Origin of the sequence: Xenorhabdus beddingii, assembly GCF_002127545.1 — a bacterium.
GTDB lineage: Bacteria > Pseudomonadota > Gammaproteobacteria > Enterobacterales > Enterobacteriaceae > Xenorhabdus > Xenorhabdus beddingii.
The window spans coordinates 1-640 of sequence record NZ_MUBK01000151.1 but is presented as its reverse complement, the minus strand read 5'-3'; the positions used below and the strand labels follow the sequence as shown (position 1 = coordinate 640).

Annotated in this window: 1 rRNA gene; it reads right to left on the bottom strand. The window is 54.2% G+C overall.

Annotation, left to right across the window (positions count from 1 at the left end):
- Positions 1 to 542: ribosomal RNA gene (locus Xbed_RS18975) — 23S ribosomal RNA — on the bottom strand; the annotation flags it as partial.
- Positions 543 to 640 lie beyond the last annotated feature (98 nt).

The following is a 640-nucleotide window of genomic DNA, read 5'->3' as shown; positions in this document are numbered from 1 at the left end:
GGCTCCCACTGCTTGTACGTACACGGTTTCAGGTTCTCTTTCACTCCCCTCGCCGGGGTTCTTTTCGCCTTTCCCTCACGGTACTGGTTCACTATCGGTCAGTCAGGAGTATTTAGCCTTGGAGGATGGTCCCCCCATGTTCAGACAGGATACCACGTGTCCCGCCCTACTCATCGAACTCACAGTCTATGCGTTTTGGTGTACGGGGCTGTCACCCTTTATTGCGCGCCTTTCCAGACGCTTCCACTAACACACACACTGATTCAGGTTCTGGGCTGCTCCCCGTTCGCTCGCCGCTACTGGGGGAATCTCGGTTGATTTCTTTTCCTCGGGGTACTGAGATGTTTCAGTTCCCCCGGTTCGCCTCCGGACCCTATGAATTCAGGCCCGGATAGTGCAACGGATTGCACTGGGTTTCCCCATTCGGACATCGCCGGCTGATAGCGCTTCATATCAGCTCACCGGCGCTTTTCGCAGATTAGCACGTCCTTCATCGCCTCTGACTGCCTAGGCATCCACCGTGTACGCTTAGTCGCTTAACCTCACAACCCGAAGGTGTCTTCGGATTGGAGTTATTGAGAGACCCGTCAGTCCTGTTTTGCAACAGCACTGCGGTTGTTTCAAATTTTCAGCTTGTTCC